The sequence below is a fragment of the Vibrio hannami genome (assembly GCF_029589055.1).
GTDB classification, from domain to species: domain Bacteria; phylum Pseudomonadota; class Gammaproteobacteria; order Enterobacterales; family Vibrionaceae; genus Vibrio; species Vibrio hannami.
In genome coordinates this window covers 417,510-439,546 of the sequence record NZ_JARQZP010000006.1, presented here as the reverse complement: position 1 = coordinate 439,546, position 22,037 = coordinate 417,510, and the positions used below count along the sequence as shown (strand labels likewise).

Sequence of the window (22,037 nt, the reverse complement as noted above, 5' to 3'; positions counted from 1 at the left end):
ATGAGCCTGATTAAAAGTACAACCACAATTGCAGGCTCATCCGTTATCTCCCAGCTCATTGGAGCGGGAGCTATCTGGCTGATATCCCACAAATATGGAATGGCTGAAGTTGGTCACTACGCTCTGATCTACAGCATTGTGCTGATCGGAGCGCAAGTCTGCACTTACGCAACTCATCTGCTGCTTCCCAAACAAGAAGACTCTCATCTTGCGCAGAATGTGGTGTATTGCTGTTTGCAGAGTGCATTGATTGCACTTCCCTTTTCATGTGGGATAGCAATTGGTTTTGATTTGTCATTGGGCTTTATCTACGTACTGACGTTAGCTTATGGCCTATTGCTTATCTCTGAAAATCTGCTGCTTCGCGATGAAAAAGTTAAGATTCTGGCAATGCAGCGCTTGTCAGTATCTATCGTTGTTATCTGCGCTTTAGTCATCACCAAGACCGAACCTCTCTTTTATTGGGTGTGGGCGGTTGTACTTTTGGTCAACGCTATCTCATGGCTGTCTTATTCACTTAAGCAGTCGCACTTTACTTTCGGCATGTTTTCCTTCCGAAGTAATCATGCATTCTTTGTGAAAAACAAAGCACATATTACCAAAGTGGGAAGCGCTGAGGTGCTGGCAATGGCCAGTGCCAACCTGCCAACCATTCTGGTTAACCTATGGTTTTCCTCGCTGACCGCTGGCTACTTTGCTGTTGTAACTCGATTCTGTCTGTCACCGGTAAACATTGTGGGTAACGCAGTTAGAAACTCGATATTTTCTAGCTGGTCTCTGGATTTCAGAAATAACCGCTTCAACCTGAGCGAATATAGAAAAACACGCAAACTGCTGTTCATACTCGCGTTACTAGCAATTACGGGAATATTTATCTTCTACCCATTAGTTATGAACCAGTTCTTTAGCGAAGAGTGGCAGAGCTCTGTTCCGACCTCGCGCTATATGCTGCCATATATGTTTATTGCACTGGCAATTTCACCATTAACCGTTATTGAGCTGGTTTTTGGCGATCCCAAATACTTCCTTCGTATTCAGATTGAACAACTGACGATTGTACTTATCGCCTTTGCAGCATTGCCATACTGGCATCTCGATTATTCAACTTCTGTTATGACATACGCACTACTCTCTTTCACGCGATACATGTTTATTTTTTACCGAATGAACAGACTTGCAAATAACCTAGCAAAAGAAAAATCATGTTAAACACTAGCCACTACCTGACTTTCGCGACAGTGACTACGCTGGTCTTTTGTGGACTGGCGCAATACGTAACCGGCATCACTAGTTTTTTCTGGCTACCATGTATTCTTGCCCTAATGATGGTGGGAATGCAGTTGATGCAGAAACGCTATAAAAGTAGACCACTTGATCTAAAAGAGTGGATAGTCTTTCTGCTATTTTTTAGTGGCATCGGTGTAGCAATGGTTAGCACCATTCTTCAGGGTGGCATCACCGTGACCATTATCGGGTTCAAAAATACCTTTTGTTTATCATTGGTCATGTACTGCCTGATTGCTGGTTTTGTCAATCAGGATCAGCTATATCGGGCGTCTAAGGTGTTCTACGCCATCTACTACGCGCAGTTTCCCGCGATCCTTTACCAGATATTCGTCATTGTTCCTCAACGAGTAGCAATAAAAGGTGATACAGAAAAATGGGACTCTGTGGTTGGCACCTTTGGTGGTGAGAAGTTCAATGGTGGTAACAGTGCCGCTTTAGGTATGTTCTGCTTGTTTATCATTTTGCTGAAACTTTCAGAATATAAGCACGGTGTTTGTAGCAAACGTTCACTAATACTTCATGCTTGTTCTGCCTTCGCAATCTGCATCCTGGGTGAAATTAAGTTTGTCATCATGTTGGCCCCTTTCATGATGGCGTACATATGGCTATCCAGTAGCTACCTGAAAGGAATGAAAACCTATAGCGTTAAAACGCTCTTGATGATTGATCTTTCTTCCCTAGCTTTGGTTACGCTTGCAGCCTATATCCTGGGTATGGTTTACGCCAATACAGCCAGTTTCTACTCTGACCCAACCAAAAGCCCATTTATGGTTTTCTGGGATTCCATCGAATATGTGTTTGACCCTAACTACATTATGGATGGTGGTCAGATAGGTCGTATGACAACGGTATTCTTCTGGCATAACCACAGTGACCTTCATGGTATTGCGGGGCGGTTATTCGGGTATGGTCTGAACTCGACCAACCACGGTAGTGCCATGTCTCGTGGTTTTCTGGATCTGAAATTTAATCTAGAGCTTGACTCAACATCTCTTGGTGCCTTGTTGTGGGAAACAGGTTTTGTCGGCGCAATGCTCTACATATCTTTGATTATTTACGTATTTAAAATAACCAAGCCAATTCCTGTTCTTGACCCTAATAAGCTGTGCAAAGACGAAATTCAGTTTATGTCGATGCAAGCCGCCTTCAGGGCATTCATGATTGTTATTTTGTGCAGTATCCCTTACAGCCAGATTCTAATCCACGTTTCTGGTCTGCAATATCTCTTCTACTTCTGCATGGGCGCTAGCCTCGTTATTCGCAGAACAGTTTTAACAAATATTGGTAAATAACGGTAAGTCCACATGAAAGATAAACCATTTATCTCCGCCATCATTAAAACCTTTAATGAAGAAGAAGGCATTGCGGCAACGATTCAAAGCATCCGTGAGCAAATTGGCAGTTATCCATACAAGATTATTGTTGCTGATAGCCTTTCTACCGACAAAACTCAGGAAATTGCGTTAGAAAACGGAGCTACTGTTGTATCACTAACCAATAGTAACGAACGCTGCTGTGGCGTTGGTCACCAACTAGGCTATCTACACAGTGAAGGTGACTACCTGTTACTGCTTGATGGTGATATGCAGCTAGAAGCTGGATTTGTTGATCATGCCATTACATTTATGGAAGAAAACACTAACTACGCAGGCGTTGCGGGGCTAGTAGAGATGGACGATGCAGCAAACTATGAGTTTAAGTCGCGAAAACAACGAATTAACCAAATTTATCCTGTAGGTGATTGCGATCACCTTGGTGGCGGCGGTCTCTATAGAAAATCAGCAATCGATGAGATTGGTTACTTAACCAACCGAAACCTGCACGCTTTTGAAGAAGCCGAGCTTGGTATGCGACTAACAAAATCTGGATACAAGCTCCATCGTCTCGCGGTGCCATATTTCCATCATACCTCATACGACATGTCCACTTTTGAGTTAATAAAGTATCGTTGGAGAAGCGGCTATTTATTTGCAACTGGCGAACTACTAAGGAACTCCTTTGGTAGCAGCCATTTCACACACGCTCTGAAAATAATTAAAAACGAAGTTATCTTCGCACTTTACCTATTGATTCTGGCATCGAGCCTTCTGACTCTGAATCCAACATCTATAGGTTCTACCCTTCTTCCTCTGGTGGCTTTTGTCAGCTTAAAAGCTGTGAAAAACCGCTCGTTACACGACGCAACTCAAAGCGTCATCAACCTAACCATCATTTCTGCAGGCTTAATCCGGGGACTATTTAACCCTGTGAAAAACCCATTCGAAGCTCCTGACAACAAAGTGATTCAAAAGTAAGGCTAAAAATGAAAATACTTCAGGTAAATAAGTTCTTCTTTATGAAAGGAGGAGCGGAGACCGTCTATTTCCAGGAAAAGGAAATGCTGCAATCAGCAGGCTATGAAACCATTGAATTTTCAATGGATCACGAAAAAAACTTCGCTTCTGATTACGCCGATTTTTTTGTCGAGAATGTTGATTACCATCGGGAAGGTTCAAAGTTAGCAGCGTTAAAAACGGCGATTAACTTTATTCACAACAAAGATGCTTGCACAAAGATGCAGGCACTGCTTGAGCAAGAAAAGCCAGATCTGGTGCACTTTCACAACATCTACCACCAACTTACGCCCTCTGTGATAAAGGTTGCGAAGAAGTTTGGTTGTAAAACCGTTTTAACGGCTCACGACTCAAAAATCGTCTGTCCTAACTACACCATGTACCGGGATGGTAAAACATGTGAAAAATGCCTGCACGGCTCTTTCCTTAACGCTACCAGATACCGTTGTCAGGAAGGCTCACTGGCAAAAAGTGCCTTGCTAACAGCCGAAGCACTTTATCAGAAGTTTTCGAAAAACTACTCATACCTTGACGCTATCGTTGCCCCAAGCGCTTTTCTTGGCAATCTGATTAAGCAAAAGCTACCAGATGCCCGAATCGAAGTGATCGTAAATGGCGTGGATGAAAATGTCGCTTTCGAAGAAAGCACTGATAAGGGTTACTTCCTCTATTTAGGCCGTCTGTCCGACGTTAAGGGTGTACACACTCTGGCGAAGGCTCATCAGCTAATGGAGCACAACGCCGAATTGAGAATTGTTGGTGATGGCCCTCTATACAACAAGATCAAGCAAAGCTACCCAAGCGCACAACTCTACGGCTTCCAGAGTGGGGAAGCACTGATCAACTTGATCAAAGGTGCTAAAGCGGTGGTTGTTCCTTCTGAGTGGAGCGAGAACTGCTCAATGTCGGTACTAGAAGCCCTCGCTTACGGGAAGCCAGTTATCGGCTCAAGAATTGGCGGTATTCCGGAGCAAATCCGTGATGGCATCGATGGCTATCTGTTCGAAGCGGCTAACCCAATCGATCTAGCGAAAAAGATGGATCAACTGGTTATCGACAAAAGCGCGTCAATCGAAATGGGCAAAAACGCCAGAGAACGCTTACTGCAAAAGTATTCGTTAACCCGACACAAAGAAGCACTAATCGAACTGTACAAAAAGCTACTTGAGGAGTAACCCATGAAAGATAAACGAATCACTGTATTGGGTACTCGCGGTATCCCAAATGTTCTTGGTGGTGTAGAAACTCACTGCCAGAATCTGTATCCGGAAATCAAAGATCAATCCCACAGCGATATTACTATTATCGCTCGATCTCCTTATGTCGAATACGACGTAGCAGAATATAAAGGGATAACTACGAAGTCCGTTTGGGCACCAAAGAAAAAGTCTCTGGAAGCTATTATTCATTCAACTCTGGCATCTTTTAAGACTTTGTTTGACGGTTCTCAGGTTGTCCACGTCCATGCTATTGGTCCCGGCCTTGTTGTGCCTCTACTTCGTCTGTTCGGTAAAAAGGTGGTGTTTACCCACCACGGCCCCGACTATGATCGTCAAAAATGGGGCAAGGCAGCGAAAAGAGTTCTGAAGCTTGGTGAAAAGTGGGCTGTAAAGTACGCCAGTGAAGTGGTGGTAATCTCTGATGTTATCAACTCATCGATTAAAAAGATGTATAACCGATATGACGCCAACCTTATCTATAACGGTGTTCTTAAACCGAAAGAGCTTTCACCATCCGTTGTTGATGATGCAATGTCTAAGTTCAATCTTGAGCGCAAAAAATACATTGTCGCGGTAGGTCGCCTTGTGGAAGAGAAAGGCTTTCACGACCTTATAGAGGCATATAAACAAAGTGGTATTGAGTACCCATTAGTGATTGCTGGCGATGCAGATCATGAAACTGAGTACAGCCAAAAGCTAAAAACGATGGCTAAAGATACCAGAGGCGTTGTAATGACAGGGTTCTTAACCGGAGATGAGCTACAAGCCGTTTTCTCTCAGGCACGGCTATATGCGATGAGTTCGTACCACGAAGGCTTGCCTATTTCCCTGTTAGAAGCGCTTTCCTATTCACTTCCATGCGTTGTAAGTGATATTCCTGCTAACAGCGAAATTGGTCTGGAGTCGGATATCTATTACGAAACAGGCAACGTTGAACAGCTATCTGAAAAACTGCGTCAGAGGATTGATATTCTTGATGCTGACTACTCCACCTTCCTGCAGCGATACGACTGGAAAAAGATAGCAGATCAAACTATTCAGGTTTACAAAAAATGTTTAACAAAATAGATAATAGACCATTGGATGAGCAACACGCATCAAAGCGAGGAGCTCACCTGTTAAATCGGTTTCACACCGCTCTTAGCGATCAGGCCATGGAAGACCTGACCGAAAAACAGAAGCAGGAAATAAACAATGCGATCCTTTCACTCAGTATACCTGAACATCATAGTATCAATATAAAAAGTTCCATATCTATATTCAAAAAAGATATTACTACTCGTTTCTATTTGGCAAAGATAATAGAGAAGATAACGAGAGTTCTTTATTAGGATTAATAGTTTTCTTGTTAACATTATTTTTATTAATAAGTTCTGCCACCATAGGCTTGTTTATTATTGTCTATTTAATAAAATCTGCGGCAGGGATCGATATCTTTGATCACTATTCTCTAGGACTTTGGGATTGGTTCAAGACTAAAATATTGCACTCGGTATAAGTTAACCCTTTATTTAAAAAGGGATTTATATCTTGAGTTTATTATCAATCAAAAACATATCTAGCTTATCCATACTTGTCTCTAGCGCTTTGTGCGCTCAAGAATTAACAACAGCATACCCTGAACCTATATCAGCAGTTCTAGTAAACCCAGGGATGGGAATAGAGGAGTTCCACAGTAGCTGGGGTATGCAGCTATCAAATGATGAATATCCTGAAGGTGGCATAAACTACCTTCGTTATTACTGGGGTGAAGTTGAGCCAAAAGAAGGTGAATATAATTTCGCCCTCATTGATGAAAAAATCAAAGAGACAGAAAATAATGAACACCCAATACTAGTGGCATTTCGATTTATGACACAGGATGAACCATGGAGCGGTAGTAAAATTCCACAATGGTTAATTAATAAAGGCATAAAGGGAGATTGGGTAAACAATGGAAAAACATTTGTTCCTGATATATCTGATGAAACCTACCTATATTATGTCGAAAAACTCCTAAATGCCTTTGGTGATAGATACGACGGAAACCCCAATATCAGTCATATTGATATTGGTATGGTTGGTTCCTGGGGAGAGTGGCACCAGAGTAACTTTGCTCCTCTGAATAACATCGAACAGGAGTACAGTGACGAAGTACAGAATCGATATGTGGATTTACATTTTAACGCCTTTCCTAAAACACCTAAAGTGATGCTGATTAGTGGTAACGAGGCACTCTCTTATGCCACCTCAAAAGGTGCAGGTTGGCGTGCTGATTGCTGGGGAGACTGGCGTAACTTCTCCGATAGCTGGAACCATATGGAACACGACTATCCTTACCGTATAAACAAAGCAACACGAGAAGACCCGACATTCCCTGACGCATGGAAAACAGCGCCTGTTTCAATGGAGATCTGCTACAACATGGAGATGTGGCAGGACAACTATAACTACACCAGAGAAGAAGTTAAACGCGCGTTAGATTGGGCTATTGAGCAACACACCAGCTCTATCAACCTCAAGTCGAATAAGATCCCGCCTCAGTACCGAGATTTAGTCGATGATGCCCTGAAAAAGATGGGCTACCGATTCCGGGTAGAATCCATGACTCACCCTACCTCTGTTGAATCAGGTACGACATTTAATATCAAATCAACCTGGTTAAACGAAGGTGTTGCGCCTGTTTACCATCCTTACACTTTGGCGTACCGAATTCAGGATGATCAACACAACACCGTCGTATTCAGAAAACTGGCACGCGACATCACTAAATGGGTTCCGGGAAGCCATGAGATCAATACCAGCATTTCGGTGCCAAAATCACTGCATCGCGGGCACTACCACATTCAGGCAGCTATGTTAGACAGATATGGAAAACCAGTGATCCAATTTGCTAACGTAGGCAAACAAGCCGATGGCTGGTACCAGATTTCTGATATCGAAGTTCGTTAATTAAGTAGGATAGAAGTGGAGTAAAAGGTTATTGCCTTTTACTCCGCCGCTAACACAAAGTTTCTGAGCCCCGAATGAGCGTGCTCGGAGCTTAAGCTATCTACCGGCTCACAAAGCTGAACCCGATAATCATCGACAAAGACGAAGTTGCTGGCAATGGCTTTGGTATCGCTAAGGTGGTGTGTCACCATTAATACCGTGATATCTCGCTCTGCAGCCAGCTGCTTTACCAGATTTAGCATTTCTGAACGAAGTACGGGGTCGAGCGCAGAAAAAGGCTCATCGAGCAGCCAGATTGGATGTGGCTGAACAAAACAGCGCGCTAACGCGACCCTCTGCTTCTGCCCTCCAGACAACTGCTCAGGCAATCGTTCAAGGTGCTCTACTATTCCAACCTGTTGTGCCGCCTGCTCTACCTGTTGTTTCTGTTCATCACTTAGTTTTAAGCCAGGATGCAGACCCAGGCCTATATTTTCCCTTACAGTCAGATGACCAAACAGGTTATGCTCCTGAAACAACATCGCAAACGGTCGCTGGTATGGCTCTAGCGATAAAACACTTTTGCCATCGACGCTTATCTCCCCACATTCAGGAGTGATAAACCCAGAAACCAGAGCAAGCAATGTCGATTTACCCGCGCCACTTGGGCCCATAATTGCGGTAATAGAGCCTTTGCAAATACTGGCATCAAATTGAAACACCGCTTGATGATATCGATATCGCACATCTTTAATTTCAAGCATCTACCGATCTCCGGAATAGTTTTTCTGTAACAGTAAACGAGCCCAGGCTAAGCAAAAGCAGACACAGAGAAACAACCGCTGCCGCTTCCATCTGATAGCTTCCCATTAGCTGATAGAGGTAAAGAGGCAGAGTTCTGAAATCCTGACTGCCAAACAACGCTATAGCACTTAGGTCACCAATAGAGACCATAAAACCTAGAGAAAAGGCATGAGCCAAAGGCTTTCTTAATGCCTTGCCTTCCACCAGCCACAAACGCTTTAGCCCCTTCATACCAAGGCTGGTGCAAAGCACTTGATATTGTTGCTCGATGTGTAACATTGGCTGGGATAAAGTTTTAATGACATATGGCAAAGCCATCAGGCTGTTTACCGCGATAACAATATAGAAGGCATAGCTAAATACGTCCCCAAGCCCTCTAAGTAACAGGAATAAGCCTGTACTGACCACCAAGCCAGGAGTAACCAGAATAATCATTCCTACAAACTCAAGACGGTCAGAGTTTCCGTTTTTACCCTGAATTCGCCATGCCCGACTGGTGAGCAGCAAAATGATTCCCGCTAGCAACGCTAATGTACTGGATAAGCCAGCCACGGTAACTGAAGCTTTAACAGCACTCCAGAATCGACTATCCGAAAAAATAGTGACCAGCTTACTGTTCAACCCACTGAGCACAACCATAAACATCGGTGGCAAAACTAACAGCGCTGAGAGCAATATCCAGAACCAGTCCCAGATTTTTGACTTACTATTGTCCCGAATCATCATTGAACGATGGTTTCTGTAGCTCGAAGCGACTTTGCTTGTTTTGGATAAACGGTGAACCGCCATGTAGAGGATGGCACAAATCAACATCTGCCAGATAGCGAGTAGAGCTCCTGCCTGAAGGTCAAAATCAAACTTAATCGCCTGATATATGGCTAACTCTATAGTCGTTGATTTAGGACCGCCCCCAAGCGCCATGACCGTAGCAAAGCTGGTAAAACAGAGCATAAACACCAGCCCGCAAACCTGCGGTATCTGCTGCTTTATTCTAGGCCATTCCACCCATTTAAACTTATCCCAATGACTCATACCAAGGTGAGCGCACAGCTTATGCTGTTCTAGCGGAATACTCTCTAAAGATTGAATAAACATCCTACTGGCGTACGGCAGGTTAAAAAATACATGCGCAATCAGGATCCCGGTTAATCCGTAGATCGAGAATGGCAGTTTTGAGTCGAACCATGAAAACAGCTCGGCAAGTAACCCACTGTTACCATATATCGCCAGAATTCCAAACACACCAACAAGAACCGGAAGTACCAGCGTCGAAGCAAACAGCTTTAGCAGTAGTGCTTTGCCGGGAAATTCCCTACGAAAAATAGCGTGAGCAACGGGTATAGCAAACACTACACTAAGCAAGGTAGACAATCCTGCCTGATAGAAACTAAAACGCGTTACGTGTCGATAATAAGGGTCAGAGAATACCTGACCAATATTTAAAGAAGGTGTGTATGTGAGAAGAGCGGATAATGCAGAAAACACAAAGGCCAGAATAATTAAGCCTATAAAAAGTCCTGCTTTTGGTGTTTTCTGCATAAGGTGAATATTACTCTACAGCGGCGGTTTGCCACTCTCGGATCCAGGTTTTACGGTTTTCAGCTACTTTCTCAGGCGTAAACTCCAGAGATTTAGCAGGAACAGTTAAAGCACTAAAACCTTCTGGCTGCTCAACGTTGGTAACCGGATACATCCAGTTACCTGTAGGGATCACAGACTGGAACTCATCGCTCAAGATAAAGCTCATAAATTCATCGGCCAGTTTCTGATTCTTCGAGCTCTTAACCTTGGCTGCAACTTCTACCTGCATATAGTGACCTTCAGAAAAATCAGCGGCAGCGTACTTGCTGTCACCTTCCGCAATCAGGTGGTAAGCAGGTGATGTTGTGTAAGAGAGCACAAGGTCAGACTCACCCTCAAGGAACATAGAATAGGCTTCAGACCAGCCTTTAGTCACTGTTACTTTCTTCTTGTTCAGTTGTTTCCACGCCTGCTTAGCATCATCGCCGTATACCGACTTCATCCAGAGCATCAAACCCTGACCCGGAGTAGAAGTGCGGGGATCCTGATAGATAACCTTTAGATCATCGCGTTGCTCGACCAGCTCTTTCAAGCTTTTAGGTGGGTTGGTTAGCTTTTCCTTGTTATAAACAAACGCGAAATAACCGTAATCAAATGGAACAAAAGTGTTATCTGTCCAGCCATTTGGAAGCGTAATAGATTTAGTATCTACACTGTGCTCTGCCAGTAATCCACTCTTCTTGGCTTCTGCCATCAGGTTGGTATCTAAACCAAGAATGATATCCGCTTTGCTATTTCCACCTTCCAAGCGAAGACGGTTAAGTATCGAAACCCCATCATCCAACGCCACAAACTCCAGGTTACATCCACACTTTTCTTCGAATGCTTTTTCGATCTTAGGGCCTGGACCCCAATCAGAAGAAAATGAATCGTAGGTATAAACAGTTAATGTGTTATCAGCAGCTAAAGCTGAAAATGATGTGGCTAATGCCAAAGCAGAAATAGTGTATTTCACCGGTCGCTCTCCTTTATGAGCGGCACAGGATAAAGCGGAAAACCTGGGGGGATTCGAGCTCAATTCCTACGCCAGTATTATCTGGTTCAGGTCTACGGGTTTATCTCAGCCTTAAACGCTTAATCGCGCAATCAGCACCCCGTTGAGTATATTGGCTTATATCAAATGCATAAGACTGATGAATTGTAATCTGCTTTTAATAATCACACCAGAGGGGAAGCATCATTCCCTATGATCGTATCCCCACCTCGGAACTAAAGCCTGTTCAATCTTCAGATGATCCAGAACTCTCGCCACCATAAAATCGACTAGATCATCGATGGATTTCGGCTGATGATAAAAGCCCGGAGCCGCAGGCATTATGGTTACTCCCATTTGAGATAGCTTATGCATGTTCTCCAAATGCAGGGTAGAAAAAGGTGTTTCCCTGACAACCAGAAGAAGCTGACCTCGCTCTTTGATAACCACATCGGCAGCACGCTCAATGAGGTTATCGGACATACCATGTGCGATAGCCGCTACGCTCCCTGTGGAACACGGACACACGATCATCTGCTTTGGAGCCGCACTTCCTGAAGCAACCGGAGAAAACCAGTCCTCTTTACCACACACTTGCAGTAGTTCGGGATTGCAACCCAGGTATTCCACCAGCGCCTGCTGCATTTTTTCAGGATTTGCTGGTAGCTTTAGATCCTCCTCCGTTGCAAGTACAACACGAGCAGCAGAAGAAACCAGCAGATACACCTTATATTCGGCAGCGATTAAACACTGGAGCAAACGAAGCCCATAAGGTGCTCCTGATGCGCCAGTAAATGCCAGAGTAATCCTCTTCTCGACCTTATTCATATTTATGCCCTCGCTCCCACGGTCTCCCGTGGGAATGCATACAAAACTCAAACAAGCCATATATGTTAAAACACTTAAGGTATGCGAGAAATTGGGATATATAACCTACGCCTGGCACCCTAAAGTAAGGTATGCATTCCCACGCAGGAGCGTGGGAACGAAGAAATGTGACAGACTGATCCTGTTGGCTCATTATTTTTCCTTTAGTTTCTGTAGCAACTTGCCGTGAATACCTTCAAAGCCACCATTACTCATCACCAGAATCTGGTCCCCTGCTTTAGCTTCAGAAACGATCTGATCTACTAGCTCGTCAATATCGGCGCTAACGGTTGCTGGCTGAGAGCAATGATTCGCGACATCGGTAACGTCCCATTTGATATTATCTGGTTGATAAAGATATACGGAATCGGCTTGTTCCAGTGACTTAGCCAGAGTTTCTTTATGAACGCCCATTTTCATGGTTGCCGATCTTGGTTCAAGAACAGCTATTATCTTTTTCTCTTCAACCTTATTACGCAAGCCACCAAGAGTAAGATCAATCGCAGTTGGGTGGTGGGCAAAGTCATCATAAACAGTTACACCATTCACTTCACCCTTCAGCTCCAACCTTCTTTTGGTATTTATAAATTTCCCAAGCGCTTCACAAGCTAGATCCGGTGATACACCCACGTGCCTTGCAGCCGCAATAGCCATTAGCCCGTTATTTACGTTGTGGTCACCAACCAGATTCCACTTAACTTCACCAACTCGCTCACCTTTCAGGTAAACCTCAAAGTGGCTACCATCTTTCTGAATTTTCTTAGCATCCCAGTCCTGCTGTGCGCCAGAAAACTCAAGCTCACTCCAGCATCCCATATCTAACACTTCCTGAAGTGTAGTTTCTGATTTAGGAGCCAGAATGCGACCATTTCCCGGAACGGTTCTTACCAAATGATGGAACTGCTTCTTGATTGCAGCAAGATCTTCAAAGATATCAGCGTGGTCAAACTCAAGATTATTCATTACCAGTGTTCTTGGATGGTAATGAACAAACTTAGAGCGCTTATCGAAGAAGGCGCTATCATATTCATCCGCTTCTACCACGAAGAACATACTCTCCCCAAGACGAGCTGAAACGCCAAAGTTACCCAAAACGCCGCCGACCAAAAAGCCTGGTGTGTACCCACAATCCTCAAGTACCCAGGAAAGCATACTTGCTGTGGTCGTCTTGCCATGTGTTCCCGATACAGCCAACACCCAGCGATCGTGCAACAAAAACTCTTGTAGCCATTGAGGGCCTGAAGTGTATTTCAGGTTGTTGTTCAGTACATACTCAACACAAGGATTTCCGCGGCTCATCGCATTACCGATAACAACCAAATCGGGTTTTGGTTCTAGTTGAACAGGGTCAAACCCTGCAATGATTTCTATTCCCTGAGACTCCAACAAAGTACTCATTGGAGGGTAAACATTAAGATCAGAACCGGTTACTTTATGCCCCAACTGACGGGCCAGAATTGCAGCACCACCCATAAAAGTGCCGCAGATACCTAAGATATGAATATGCATTAATTTTTCCTGACGAAACCAACTTAAGTGATCTGTGCCACTTAAATCATGCAACAGAGTGCTCCATTAATACTACAAAAGTGATCACCCTGTGAAAATATTAGTAACTTGATGATTTTCTTCGTTACTCGTAATAAATCGTATCCCATACAATCGGAATGGTTACACAAAAAACACGCTAATAACAATTCATTATGTTTTTTTCATTGTAACGAATTCCCACCTAAATCAAAAAAATGATAAGGATATAAGATGTCTGAATTTCGCACCCTCGGCGAATTTATTGTAGAGAAACAAACTGACTTCCCCCACGCTAGTGGTGAGTTGTCATCATTATTGGCTTCAATTCGACTTGCTGCAAAAATAGTAAACCGTGAAATCAACAAGGCCGGACTTGCTGATATCACTGGTGCAGTTGGCGGAGAGAACATTCAGGGTGAAGAGCAGCAAAAATTAGACGTTTATGCAAACGACAAGTTTAAAGCTGCTCTGGAAGCTCGCGACCAAGTATGTGGTGTTGCGAGTGAAGAAGAAGATGAAGCGGTTGCGTTTAATAAGGAGCTAAACAAAAATGCTAAATACGTTGTTTTGATGGATCCACTAGATGGCTCATCAAATATCGACGTAAACGTATCGGTTGGTACTATTTTCTCCATATATCGACGCGTTTCACCTGTAGGCACTCCACCGACAGAAGAAGATTTCCTTCAGCCGGGAGAAAAACAGGTGGCTGCTGGCTACGTGATTTATGGTTCATCCACCATGTTGGTGTATACAACTGGCAACGGTGTTCATGGCTTTACGTACGACCCATCTATTGGTTCTTTCTGTCTATCACATGAAAAGATGATGATTCCAGAAGATGGAAAAATCTATTCAATCAACGAAGGAAACTATATTCGTTTCCCTCTTGGTGTTAAGAAATACATTAAGTTCTGCCAGGAAAATGTACCTGCAGATAACCGCCCATATACTTCTCGTTATATCGGTTCTCTTGTAGCGGATTTCCACCGTAACCTTCTAAAAGGCGGTATTTACCTATACCCAAGTACAGAAGGCTATCCAAAGGGTAAACTTCGTCTACTTTATGAATGTAACCCAATGGCCTTCTTAATTGAGCAGGCTGGCGGTATTGCTTCGGATGGTGTGAATCGTATTATGGAACTAAAACCAACTGAGCTGCACGAACGTGTACCGTTCTTCGTTGGTTCAAAGAGTATGGTTGAAGACGTTGAGAAGTTCCTTAGAGAGTTCCCGGACGAAGAGTAATCAACAAGTAGCTTAATTCCAAAGGCACCCTAAATTGAAAACAGGGTGCCTTTTTCATTCTAGTAGTTTCTGTTTAACCAATTTCCCGAATCTATAACTTGATCCTGAGTAACCGGTTGCTGGTAAATGTAAATCCAGGTTTGGCCAAAGGGTGTTTCGATACTTTCACGTCGATATTCGATTGGCACATCTTCAAGTATGTCCAGCTCTGCCAGCGTTGAATCACTCACACGATAAACTTCACCTGTGATGCTGTGCATTCCTTCCATTAACCCGGGGTACTGCCCCAGGTCAAACAGCTGAAAATTTGGCTCGGTTTCGTACATTCCTAAATATTCACTTTGCGCTAGCAAGTGATGGTTACACTCACCTTTACGCAGAGTACCGTAGACAAAAACCAGATGCTGCATACCCCACCTAACCCTTCTATTTGATAAATACTAATCAGTAAATAGCATTCATATCTAAAAATGTCTATTTTTTGAACATGAATTGGAAGTACTTCAAAAGCCGGGATAGCAAACTAACAAAACCGCTTACTCAAATTCAAACTGGTACAGAATATCCATAGCGCTGTTAGTACCAGAGACCGCTTCAAGGTAAAGATCCTTTGTTAAGCGATACCGGACAGTAAACTCGCCAATGGCGTCAAAAATGCCTACACCATATTTAACCTGTAAGCCAGGGAGTATGTAACCACTTACTGTCACCTGAGAGTCGTCGCCAGAACCTTCTGTATCTAGTTGAAGATCGCTTACACCAAATGCAGCACCGATTTCGCCGACAAGGCGTCCACTTTGAGCTAGGCTTAAGCCAATTAATGCTGTCGTCATTGCGTTACCGCCCGCTTCACCATCAATATCCTGCCCGCGCAATAGGTATGAGAGTGCATTCTGTTGCGGCATTGTTGGATCAGAGTAAATTTCAATCTGCGGTTCACTGGCGGGTCCTGTCACCTGGATACCAGCGGTAACACCATCGGCTGTGTTATCTGGATTGCGGATGGCCGTCACCTGAAGATAAGGCTGATCTGCCGGACCATTCATCAGAATTTTACCTTCTTTAATGATTAGATCTTGCCCGAAGGAACGGTAAGTACCATCAGTCACGTTGATCTCACCAACAATGAACGGGCCCTTATCCTTTTGAGTAACGTTCAGGTTGCCCTTCAGCCCCCTTTCAGTCCGAATGCAGATAAGTCAAAGTCATCACCAATATGGATGTTTACATTTGTCTCTAACACCATTGGTATGGCACTTTTGGTCTCTAAAGGTTTCAGATTTTCATCCAGAATAACCTGATCGGAAGAGACACTTACTGCACTTGGTGGCAACTCTTCAATGGTAATTCTCCCCCATGGAAGGTAGATATCTCCATCTATCTTCGCTAACTCCGGAGTCAGAGTTATTGCCATATCAGGTTTAACTTTAACTCTTACCATTGGAGGTAAATTAACGTTCAGCTCATCGGAATGAACTTTTATCCTGGTATACCAGGCTGACATATCCTTCCAGACTGCATCACCATCGACCGTTAACAGTCCATCGGCACTTTCAATATCGGCATCAAGCACTGCGTTATAGCCATTAAAGGCCACATTTACCCGGCCTTTTTTCACCTCAATCGGTGCGATTTCACCAGCAACCACTAAATCATGTAGTGAAAGGGATCCTTTAACAGCAGGTTGCATAACCGGGCCAGAAACATGTAGTTCAGAATCAAGCTGGGCTTCTAACTTGCTGTACTCTCCTAACAGTGGCTTCAACATATCCATTGTTATCTGCTTTATTGCCAAGTTTGCATCAATAGATTGCTCTTTAGCCCGCACATTCGGGATAGTCGCATTACCTTCAACAGTTCCGTTATCTGTAAGATTTAAGTCCCAATCAAGGCTGAGTTTATCTTTCTTCAACACTGCATTTGCTGTTATAGAATCCCAACCCAGCTCTACAGTAGTTTCACCAGTTTGAATAACCTTACCGCTGGAAAGATTTACGTGTGTCTCTGCCTGTGGGCTTACATCCGGGGCCCACGAAGCCCGGCTCACTACATCAACAGCACCATGAACCTGAATGTCTTCAGGCATAAACATCTTCACCTGTTCAAAATCAAAGTTCTTGATTGCTATTTCAGCGTCACCGGACTTACCTGCTGTAATATCCTTTGTAAGGCAAACGCTAGAGTTAGCCTGAGACCAGCAGTGTGCCTGAACTTTCGCTAACTGCTCATTAAGTAAGAAGCTCATATTGACCGGATGGTTGAGGCTCCAGGGCCCTTGTTCAGTTTCAAAGTTAGCCCCATTTAAAACACCCACCCACTTCAATTCCGGCTTCTCTTCCAGTCCGCCTGAAACGTGCAAGTTGAAGTTCAACAGCTCTGACAGCATGGAGATAGTTAAACCATGTTTTTGCTGACTACCCGAAAATGAAACATCTAAAGAATCAAACTTGTTCCCCTGAGCTTCGATGCCCTTAACAAGTAGGTTAATCTGCCCCTCTGGGACAGGTAACGGAGAAATGCCGCCTCTCAGACTAATAGAAGAGACTGAAGCTGCATCCTGATATGAAAGGTTCCTTGCGGTTAACTGTGTTTCCAGCCTAGGTTTTTTAAGATCACCTCTGAGGTTCAATTTCCCGGATAGACGTCCTTTTGCATCGGGGACGGATTTTGCAATGTCAGGGAAGTTGATTCTTGTATCAAGGTGCAAAGTCTTATCAACACTACCTTCAACATAAATTCCATTGACGCCATGCTTGAGATTAAGTCCAGTAGTGTTTAACTGAAAATCACCTTTTCCTTCCAAATCACTGGCTTCAAAACTGCCTGCCAGATCAAGCGGGTAACCTCTGATTATCCCATCAATATCGAGCTCTGGAACGACTACACGCCAGCCACCTGCTGCGGTTAATTCACCAGATGTCGTCAAACTCCCGCTAATATTTCCTTCAGCGTCTTCCCACTGCAGGCCTGGCTGAATATCAGACAAAGACAATGCTGCTTTCCAGTTAACAGGCTCCTGCCAGTTGGCCATTACCTGGCCGGACACTTCACCACCAAGGGTGTTTAAGGTAATGGTCTCAAGCTCAATCTGGTTCAGGTCACCTTTCCCAGAAACCGTTAGATCAAGTTCAGGAATCGCATTTCCTTTCACGTTTGTATCAAGCTTAAGCTGATAACCATCCAGAGAACCGGATGTCTGCAATGAATGAACATCAACGACATACTCTGTTTTTCCGGTAAACGGCCAGCTTACATGACCTTTCTGCAGCGAGAGTTCGAATGGAAGTTTAGGATCCAGAGGACTAACTTTGCCTTCCAGAGATGCTTTCACCAGTTCAGACAGGGAGGCATGGAGATTCAGCTGCTCAACACTGCCATCAGCAGACAGTTTTAGCTTCTGCCCTCGTAGATCCGTCTGTTTAACATCAGCTTGAGCGTTAAGCTCTAACGGGTAACCACCTTTCAACGTCACTTTTGTATTCAGACTTAAATCAGCCTGAGGAACATCTAACTCTAACTGTTTTATCTCTATATCATTGTTTTCAGCGTGAGCTTTGAGCAATAGTGAATTAACGGTGAAAGGCGTATCCCCTTTTAAATTAAAGCGTCTTAGATCGAGCTCTTGCAAGTCGATCTCAAGCGGAATATCCACCTCAGGCAACACAATAGGTTTAGCAACCTGATTGTCTTTGCTTATTTCAGGCTCTTTGTCTGCTTTAGGAGCAGGCTCACTGCTTTCTGGCTCACCCAGTTCAAGGTTAATATCGTAGAACTGTGTCGGATAGATAGTCAGGGTACTCCCGGACATACCGATCTGGGTAGAAAAGCGTTTCCAGTCAACCTTATTACCCAGAATATCCAGATTGATATTGGAGAACTCAACGTTGTTCAGGTCGATGCCGATTGGCAGATTAATTTCTGCTGGGCTTTCCTGAGTATCCCCTGACACCTCTTCTTCCGAAGTTGGTAGCTCAGCTAATGAGAAATTAAGTCCGTCTAGCTTAAACTCATCAACACATACGGAAGGCGTAAGAAAGCAGTGCGGATTGATACCCAGTGACAGAGAGCTCAGCTTTAAATCTACGGTAAGCTGTTGATCGGTATATCCGACATTATGAAGAGTGAAGTGTGGTAGCAGGGCCCCTTCTGTTTTATCGACATTCACAGATAATGCAGGAACGGCTTTTTGAGCCCCCCACAAAACCAGCTTTAAGCCAGGGTTAGTAAACAGAGTTCCCGCCAACAGCAGAAAAACAGATATCATCAGAACCAGAATAGTGATGAAACCTCTTTTCAACCATTTTGCTGTCCGTTTCATCATAGCTCTGGACCTAACGTGAAGTGGAACCTGAATCTGTCTCCCGGTTCAGAATCTAGGCCCCAGGCAAAATCTAGTTTTACCGGACCAACAGGAGATGCCCAGCGAACACCGAATCCTGTACCTACTTTTCCTTCTGGCAAATCATTATTCCATGCATCACCATAATCGACGAAGGTTGCAGCCCACCAGTTTCCTGTTAACCGATACTGATATTCCAGACTTGTTGTTGCCATATACTTTGCACCAGTCAAAGCACCACTCTCATCTTCCGGAGAGATAGACTCGTAGCCATAACCCCTAATGGAGTTATCACCACCTGCAAAAAATCGCAGAGAAGGCGGAAGATCTTCTAAATTCTCGACAAAGTTTGCGTTGAAATCAAAACGAGCTAATCCTCGGTGGTTTTGCCCTGCACTCCGGATCCATGCAGTCCTTCCCATCACCCGAATAGCACGAGCTCTAGACACAATATTCTTGTCCGAGATTTCAAATGCGATAGATTGCTTATTGCCTGACATTGGCATTGAGCCACCACTTGTCTGGGTCTTGGAAAAGGATATACCAGGCAGAATCATTGCAATATCATCATCTTGTAAGCCCTGGGTAAAGTCTTCATGCAATACGCGGATAGATGCCGTTCTGTGCCAGCCTGAATCAAGCACCCAATGCCTTTCAAGAGACAAGCTTGATTCAAAACTATCTGTATCGTTGTTATCTTCGTTCTTCATTCCATACTCGATGCGATAATAATCTTTCAGTACATCTTCGAGAGGAATCTTATAGCCAGCAGTGATTACCTGTTCAGGATTCGACAGGGACAAACTCGAGTCAAAGCTGTGCCCACGACTATTCACCCAGGGCTTCTTCCACTTAAAGGTTCCTCGAACCCCGACATCGGTTGAGTAACCCAAACCGGTCTCAAACTGATTTCTTGCCTGGGGAGCCAATGAAACCTTCATGGGTAACTCTTTCTGCTTATCAACAAAACTGAGATCAGGCTGGACAAATACGGAAGAGAACCAGTCAGTATTAGACATTCTCTGGTTGTACAAGCCTACCTGGGAGGATAAATACGGATCGCCGGTTTCGTATGGTGCTAAATTTCTAACAAGCTCTTCATTGATCTGACTGCCTTCAACTATCGTTTCACCAAAGTGATACCTGTCACCACTTTTGTAGTGCAGATAAACAAAAGCTTGCAGGCGTTCAGGAGCAACCTCCAGTTTAGTTTCAGAGAAATCACCATCAAAATAACCACGACCTAATGCCAGGTTACGAATACCCGACTTTAATGCTTCATAATCACCATGGTTAAGCACCGCACCTTTTTTAAGCCGGCTTGAGTCGATTAGCTTTTGAAATTCCGGATCTTCTTCGGCTTCGCCGATGATCTGGATATCAACAACTTCTAACTTAACCGGCATACCCGGGTCTACCGTTATCGTAAGTTCCTGTTCATCGTCAGAAACAGAAAAAGTTATTTCCGGTTGATAGTAACCTAATGCCTGAAGAGCATTAACGATATGCTCCTGAACCTGAGAACGAAAGCGTAGTGAAGTGGAATAATCAGTTTCAGGAATAGCTGACATGTATGCGGCAACATTTTCTGACAACGCCCCTTCCAACCCATTAATGGTTAACTGGGTTTCAGCCCGAACCGATTGCGTTAGGATTAAAGAAAGAAGAGTTAGAGGAACAGTTTTTTTAATCATCGCCAGAGGAATACCACTCCGAATATAAACGGCGTTAAATTAGCAAAAATCATGTTGTTACGAAAGTAGTATACACAAGTGTTCTCAAGATACATCTGAGGTTATTTAGGTATATACTCGATACAGCAATAATCATAAATTACACCAATAAGAAGAAAAAGTAACAGCACAAAAAGGATAATTAAAAATATGTTAAACAATCCCTCTATGGTTCAGCCTGATACGGCACTGAAGGGTCGCTCAACCCCAATGCCAGTTACTGAGCCTCATTTTGTAAACAACACTATTTTGAATGCTCCGCTTTCAATAGGGCAAGAAGAGATTTTGCTTGGTATGGGGTGTTTCTGGGGTGCAGAAAGACTGTTTTGGCAGCTTGATGGCGTAGTTTCCACCTCGGTAGGGTATTCAGGTGGCTACACCCCAAATCCGACCTATCAGGAGGTATGTACAGGTGATACCGGACATGCAGAAGTGGTTAGGGTTGTTTTCGAACCTGAAAAAATGCCGCTAGATGTTTTATTGGCACATTTTTGGGAAAGACACGACCCGACTCAGGGCATGCGTCAAGGAAATGACCTGGGGACTCAATACCGCTCTGCTATTTACACCTACTCTGCCCAACAGCAATCTATAGCAGAAAACAGTATGCAGCAGTATCAAACAGCTCTGGGTAACGTAGATTCCAAATCGATTACAACCGAGATAACGCAAGCAGGTGATTATTATTTTGCGGAGACATACCATCAGCAATACCTTGCCCGAAATCCTGATGGCTATTGCGGTCTTGGCGGGACAGGCGTTTGCTTCCCGCCAAAGTAGAGTGAATTAGTGTTGTGGAGACAAGGAGTCAATCATCAGGTTGATCTCCTTCCTGACCGTTAACATTTGACGGTCTTCAAGATCTGGTAGCAGTACTCTCCCCTTATCAAAGTAAAAAGTACCGACTCCTGCAATTGAAAAAGTCCCTTTAAACAGGGTCAATACAAACTTAGCAATTTGCTGCGGTCTATAGGTTGTAAACTCACGTAACATCACGATTTCTATACCTTATCAAAATTTGAACCACTCAAGGCTCTTTCCTAGCCAACTGATTATTTATTTTTTTATGAACACACATATCTGTAAGTTCTTGTGTATTAAATTTATTCTACAACTGCTTAACTTTTATGAATTCATAAAAAATAATGCAAATTTAACGCCATCAATGTGTAAAAATTACCTAACATCGACTAGTCTTTTGAATGCCTGATT

General features: G+C 43.8%; 18 protein-coding genes and 1 riboswitch. Of the genes, 8 read left to right on the top strand and 10 right to left on the bottom strand.

Annotated elements, in window-relative coordinates; all coding sequences use genetic code 11:
- The 6 genes from P7F88_RS13425 (at nucleotide 1) to P7F88_RS13400 (ending at nucleotide 7,771) form a co-directional block, all read left to right on the top strand.
- A complete protein-coding gene (locus P7F88_RS13425) occupies nucleotides 1-1,209 on the top strand; it encodes a lipopolysaccharide biosynthesis protein (RefSeq protein WP_277825462.1) in 1,209 nt (402 codons plus the stop codon).
- Nucleotides 1,203-2,579 (top strand): capsular biosynthesis protein, encoded by a 1,377-nt coding sequence (locus P7F88_RS13420; protein ID WP_435329002.1) that lies wholly within the window; start codon nucleotides 1,203-1,205, stop codon nucleotides 2,577-2,579. The genes P7F88_RS13425 and P7F88_RS13420 overlap by 7 nt, the downstream gene beginning before the upstream one ends.
- A 12-nt stretch (nucleotides 2,580-2,591) precedes the next feature.
- On the top strand, nucleotides 2,592-3,581 hold the full coding sequence (locus tag P7F88_RS13415) for a glycosyltransferase family 2 protein (RefSeq protein WP_277825460.1): 990 nt from the start codon (nucleotides 2,592-2,594) through the stop codon (nucleotides 3,579-3,581).
- A gap of 8 nt (nucleotides 3,582-3,589) precedes the next feature.
- The gene (locus tag P7F88_RS13410; RefSeq protein WP_277825458.1) at nucleotides 3,590-4,795 is read left to right on the top strand and encodes a glycosyltransferase family 4 protein; all 1,206 of its coding nucleotides are present in this window, start codon (nucleotides 3,590-3,592) and stop codon (nucleotides 4,793-4,795) included.
- A 3-nt stretch (nucleotides 4,796-4,798) separates the two neighbouring features.
- Complete coding sequence (locus tag P7F88_RS13405; protein ID WP_277825456.1) at nucleotides 4,799-5,908, top strand: glycosyltransferase family 4 protein; 1,110 nt, start codon at nucleotides 4,799-4,801, stop codon at nucleotides 5,906-5,908.
- A gap of 462 nt (nucleotides 5,909-6,370) precedes the next feature.
- Nucleotides 6,371-7,771, top strand: a complete 1,401-nt coding sequence (locus P7F88_RS13400) for a DUF4832 domain-containing protein (RefSeq protein WP_277825454.1) — start codon at nucleotides 6,371-6,373, stop codon at nucleotides 7,769-7,771.
- Nucleotides 7,772-7,809: 38 nt separating this feature from the next.
- Here P7F88_RS13400 and thiQ read toward each other — a convergent pair whose 3' ends face one another.
- The 5 genes from thiQ to mpl all read right to left on the bottom strand — a co-directional run bounded on the left by thiQ (nucleotide 7,810) and on the right by mpl (nucleotide 13,484).
- The gene (gene thiQ / locus P7F88_RS13395; protein WP_277825452.1) at nucleotides 7,810-8,514 is read right to left on the bottom strand and encodes a thiamine ABC transporter ATP-binding protein; all 705 of its coding nucleotides are present in this window, start codon (nucleotides 8,512-8,514) and stop codon (nucleotides 7,810-7,812) included.
- Nucleotides 8,507-10,093, bottom strand: coding sequence for a thiamine/thiamine pyrophosphate ABC transporter permease ThiP (gene thiP / locus P7F88_RS13390; protein ID WP_277825450.1), 1,587 nt, complete (start codon nucleotides 10,091-10,093; stop codon nucleotides 8,507-8,509). The genes thiQ and thiP overlap by 8 nt, the downstream gene beginning before the upstream one ends.
- Nucleotides 10,094-10,103: 10 nt before the next feature.
- Nucleotides 10,104-11,090, bottom strand: a complete 987-nt coding sequence (gene thiB, locus P7F88_RS13385) for a thiamine ABC transporter substrate binding subunit (RefSeq protein ID WP_277825448.1) — start codon at nucleotides 11,088-11,090, stop codon at nucleotides 10,104-10,106.
- Nucleotides 11,091-11,136: 46 nt separating this feature from the next.
- Nucleotides 11,137-11,242: riboswitch (TPP riboswitch) on the bottom strand.
- Nucleotides 11,243-11,312: 70 nt separating this feature from the next.
- Entirely contained in the window at nucleotides 11,313-11,936 is a 624-nt protein-coding gene (locus P7F88_RS13380) for a flavin prenyltransferase UbiX (RefSeq protein ID WP_277825446.1), read from the bottom strand.
- A 192-nt stretch (nucleotides 11,937-12,128) separates the two neighbouring features.
- Nucleotides 12,129-13,484 carry a UDP-N-acetylmuramate:L-alanyl-gamma-D-glutamyl-meso-diaminopimelate ligase gene (mpl, locus tag P7F88_RS13375; protein ID WP_277825444.1) on the bottom strand — a complete coding sequence of 452 codons (1,356 nt, stop codon included), beginning with the start codon at nucleotides 13,482-13,484 and terminating at the stop codon, nucleotides 12,129-12,131.
- Between the two features lie 252 nt (nucleotides 13,485-13,736).
- Between mpl and fbp the strand changes: the two genes are divergently transcribed.
- On the top strand, nucleotides 13,737-14,753 hold the full coding sequence (fbp, locus tag P7F88_RS13370; RefSeq protein ID WP_277825442.1) for a class 1 fructose-bisphosphatase: 1,017 nt from the start codon (nucleotides 13,737-13,739) through the stop codon (nucleotides 14,751-14,753).
- A 59-nt stretch (nucleotides 14,754-14,812) separates the two neighbouring features.
- Here fbp and P7F88_RS13365 read toward each other — a convergent pair whose 3' ends face one another.
- The 4 genes from P7F88_RS13365 to tamA all read right to left on the bottom strand — a co-directional run bounded on the left by P7F88_RS13365 (nucleotide 14,813) and on the right by tamA (nucleotide 20,786).
- Nucleotides 14,813-15,163, bottom strand: coding sequence for a gamma-glutamylcyclotransferase family protein (locus P7F88_RS13365; RefSeq protein WP_277825440.1), 351 nt, complete (start codon nucleotides 15,161-15,163; stop codon nucleotides 14,813-14,815).
- Nucleotides 15,164-15,289: 126 nt separating this feature from the next.
- Nucleotides 15,290-15,868 (bottom strand): translocation/assembly module TamB domain-containing protein, encoded by a 579-nt coding sequence (locus P7F88_RS25680; protein WP_338405567.1) that lies wholly within the window; start codon nucleotides 15,866-15,868, stop codon nucleotides 15,290-15,292.
- A 53-nt stretch (nucleotides 15,869-15,921) separates the two neighbouring features.
- The gene (gene tamB / locus P7F88_RS13360; protein ID WP_338405564.1) at nucleotides 15,922-19,074 is read right to left on the bottom strand and encodes an autotransporter assembly complex protein TamB; all 3,153 of its coding nucleotides are present in this window, start codon (nucleotides 19,072-19,074) and stop codon (nucleotides 15,922-15,924) included.
- Entirely contained in the window at nucleotides 19,071-20,786 is a 1,716-nt protein-coding gene (tamA, locus tag P7F88_RS13355; protein ID WP_277825438.1) for an autotransporter assembly complex protein TamA, read from the bottom strand. The genes tamB and tamA overlap by 4 nt, the downstream gene beginning before the upstream one ends.
- Before the next feature lie 189 nt (nucleotides 20,787-20,975).
- Between tamA and msrA the strand changes: the two genes are divergently transcribed.
- Nucleotides 20,976-21,605 carry a peptide-methionine (S)-S-oxide reductase MsrA gene (msrA, locus tag P7F88_RS13350; protein WP_277825436.1) on the top strand — a complete coding sequence of 210 codons (630 nt, stop codon included), beginning with the start codon at nucleotides 20,976-20,978 and terminating at the stop codon, nucleotides 21,603-21,605.
- Between the two features lie 6 nt (nucleotides 21,606-21,611).
- Here msrA and P7F88_RS13345 read toward each other — a convergent pair whose 3' ends face one another.
- Complete coding sequence (locus P7F88_RS13345; RefSeq protein WP_277825434.1) at nucleotides 21,612-21,818, bottom strand: DUF1107 family protein; 207 nt, start codon at nucleotides 21,816-21,818, stop codon at nucleotides 21,612-21,614.
- Nucleotides 21,819-22,037 lie beyond the last annotated feature (219 nt).